General features: G+C 67.8%; 3 protein-coding genes. 2 read left to right on the forward strand and 1 reads right to left on the reverse strand.

The genetic code is table 11. The features are described from left to right. Positions 1 to 304, reverse strand: a 304-nt coding sequence (locus E4O86_RS22655; protein WP_161142806.1) for an iron-sulfur cluster assembly protein, incomplete at its 3' end; no start/stop codon positions are given. A gap of 207 nt (positions 305 to 511) precedes the next feature. On the opposite strand from E4O86_RS22655, the gene E4O86_RS22660 reads away from it, so the two are divergent. Together E4O86_RS22660 and E4O86_RS22665 are read left to right on the forward strand one after the other, a co-directional pair. After that, positions 512 to 1,117: a TRAP transporter small permease subunit gene (locus E4O86_RS22660; protein WP_161142807.1), complete on the forward strand. Its 606-nt coding sequence runs from the start codon at positions 512 to 514 to the stop codon at positions 1,115 to 1,117. After that, the coding region (locus tag E4O86_RS22665; RefSeq protein ID WP_161142808.1) for a TRAP transporter large permease at positions 1,114 to 2,932 on the forward strand (1,819 nt) is incomplete at its 3' end. The genes E4O86_RS22660 and E4O86_RS22665, both read left to right, overlap by 4 nt.

A 2,932-nucleotide genomic window follows, 5' to 3' on the forward strand; every position in this document is an offset into this window, starting at 1 on the left:
CGCCCGCCGCCATCGGCGAACCGCGCGGAGCCGGGGCCGGGGCGCTTCCCGGCCGCCGCTCGGCGGTGAGCGCCACCATCGCCTGCTGCACGCCCGGCACTGCGCGCACGGCACGCTCCGCCGCCGCACGCATCGGCTCGAGCTCGCGGGCACGCTCCGCCGGAACCGTGATCGAGAAGATCACCTTGCCGTCGGAGACCACGATGTCGGAGACCAGTCCGAGGCTCACGACATCCTGCTGTCCATCGGGCCCCTTGACCTGCCGCAGCGCCTCCTGGACGGCATCCTTGGAGAGCTCACCCATCCTGCTCCGTCGTCCTCCTGGCCATCGCAAAACGCACTCTCCCTCGGCCGCCCAGCGCCGCAACTGACCGCGACATCTACTCCTTTAGTCCGGTCTGGCAAGTGACGCCGCCGCGTGCAATATGCGCCCTTTCATTCGTGCAAATGGTGAAAACGGCGGCTGCAAACCTCGACCCGCGCCGCTATTCCTGAAGATCTGGAGACGAGATTGGCAATGCTTCTGGCCGTCAGCCGGACGATCGACTCCGTGACGGTGTTCATCGGCCGCGCGGTATCATGGCTGGTGCTTGCGGCGGTCCTCGTGAGCGCTGGGAACGCCATCATCCGAAAAGCCTTCGACATGAGCTCGAACGCCTGGCTCGAGCTGCAATGGTATCTCTTCGGCGCCGTCTTCATGCTGGCCGCCGCCTATACGCTGCAGCGCAACGAGCACATCCGGATCGACATCATCTCCGGCCGGCTGACGAAGCGCACGCGCGACTGGATCGACCTTCTCGGCCACGTCCTGGTCCTCCTCCCCTTCGTCGGCCTGATGCTCTGGCTGCTGATCCCCTATGTCAGGCTGTCCGTCCGGATCGGCGAACATTCGCCGAATGCCGGCGGGCTCCTTCTCTGGCCGGCCAAGGCGCTCCTGCTCGCCGGATTCGTCCTGCTCCTGTTCCAGGCGGTCTCCGAGATCATCAAGCGCATCGCGGTGCTCAGCGGCGCGATCGAAGATCCCGTGCCCGATCCGCACGCACATGCCGAGCTCGACGAGATGCTGACCAACGCACCCGGCGTCGACCCGACCCGCGAGACGAGCCGCCTCGCATGATCGAGTTCATTGCCCACAACCTCGCCCCGATCATGTTCGCGGCGCTGGTGATCATTCTCCTGCTCGGCTACCCGGTGGCCTTCGCGCTGGCCGCCAACGGCCTGCTCTTCTTCTTCATCGGTGTCGAGCTCGCGCCGATCTCCGGCGGAGAGATCACGCTCTCCTGGCCGCTCCTCGGCGCCCTCCCCGACCGCCTCTACGGCGTGATGAGCAACGAGACGCTGCTCGCGGTGCCCTTCTTCACCTTCATGGGGCTGATCCTCGAACGGTCGGGCATGGCGGAGGATCTGCTCGACACGGTCGGCCAGCTGTTCGGACCGGTGCGCGGCGGCCTGGCCTACGCCGTCATCTTCGTCGGCGCGCTGCTTGCCGCAACCACCGGCGTCGTGGCGGCCTCCGTGATCGCGATGGGCCTCATCTCCCTGCCGATCATGCTGCGCTACGGCTACGACCGGCGCCTGGCGAGCGGCGTCATTGCGGCGTCCGGCACGCTCGCGCAGATCATCCCGCCGTCGCTCGTCCTGATCGTGATGGCCGACCAGCTCGGCCGCTCGGTGGGGGACATGTATTCCGGCGCGCTGATCCCGGGCCTCGTCCTGACCGGCTTCTATGTCGGCTACGTGGTTCTGCTCACCTTCGTCAACCGCGACGCCGCCCCCGCTCTGCCGCTCGAGGCCCGTACGCTCGGCTCCGGCGTCACCTCCCTCTTCGTCGCCATTCTCGCCGCGATCGCCGTCTCCTACGGAGCCGGCCTCGCCATCGAAGGCCAGGTCGAGCGCGGCGCGGTCATCTGGGGCGCGACGATCGGCGTCGGCCTCGTCTACTTCGCCGCGGTCCTGAACCGCGCACTCGGCCTCGGCCTGCTGTCGCGGCTCGCCGAGCAGGTGATCATCGTTCTCATCCCTCCGCTCGCGCTGATCTTCCTCGTGCTCGGCACGATCTTTCTCGGCATCGCGACGCCGACCGAGGGCGGCGCCATGGGCGCCGTCGGCGCGCTGGTGCTCGCAGCCGTGAAGGGCAAGCTCCGCAGGCAGGTGCTGGTCCAGGCCCTCGATTCCACCACGAAGCTCTCCGCCTTCGTGATCTTCATCCTGATCGGGGCGCGCGTCTTCTCGCTGACCTTCTACGGCGTGAACGGACACATCTGGGTCGAGGAGCTCCTCCTCAACGTGCCGGGCGGCGAGACCGGGTTCCTGATCGTCGTGAACCTCCTCGTCTTCTTCCTGGCGTTCTTCCTGGACTTCTTCGAGCTCGCCTTCATCGTCGTGCCGCTGCTCGGGCCGGTGGCGGAGAAGCTCGGCATCGACCTCATCTGGTTCGGCGTGCTGCTCGGCATCAACATGCAGACGAGCTTCATGCACCCGCCGTTCGGCTTCGCGCTGTTCTTCCTGCGGTCGGTAGCGCCGCGGAGCGCCTATGTCGACAAGATCACCAAGCGGCGCACCGAGGGCGTCACCACCGGGCAGATCTACTGGGGCGCGGTGCCCTTCGTGATCATCCAGGTCATCATGGTCGGGCTCACCATCGCATTCCCGCAGATGGTGATGCACTACAAGGGCACCGGCCCGGCAATCGATCCGAGCCAGTTCAAGATCGAGCTGCCGCCGATCGGCGGGCAGAGCCTGCCCGGCTTCGGCGCGCCGCCGGCACCGAATTTCGGCGCGCCCGCGCCAGGCGGTTCGGGCACGCCGTCGGGCGGGATCGGGCTCCCCGGCCAGCTGAATTTCGGCACGGCGCCGGCCGGGCCGCAACCGGGCGCGCAGCCCGCAGCGCCCCCGCCCGGGCAAGGCCTCCCCGGTCAGCTGAATTTCGGCG

This window comes from Propylenella binzhouense, from assembly GCF_009866965.1.
GTDB lineage: Bacteria > Pseudomonadota > Alphaproteobacteria > Rhizobiales > Afifellaceae > Propylenella > Propylenella binzhouense.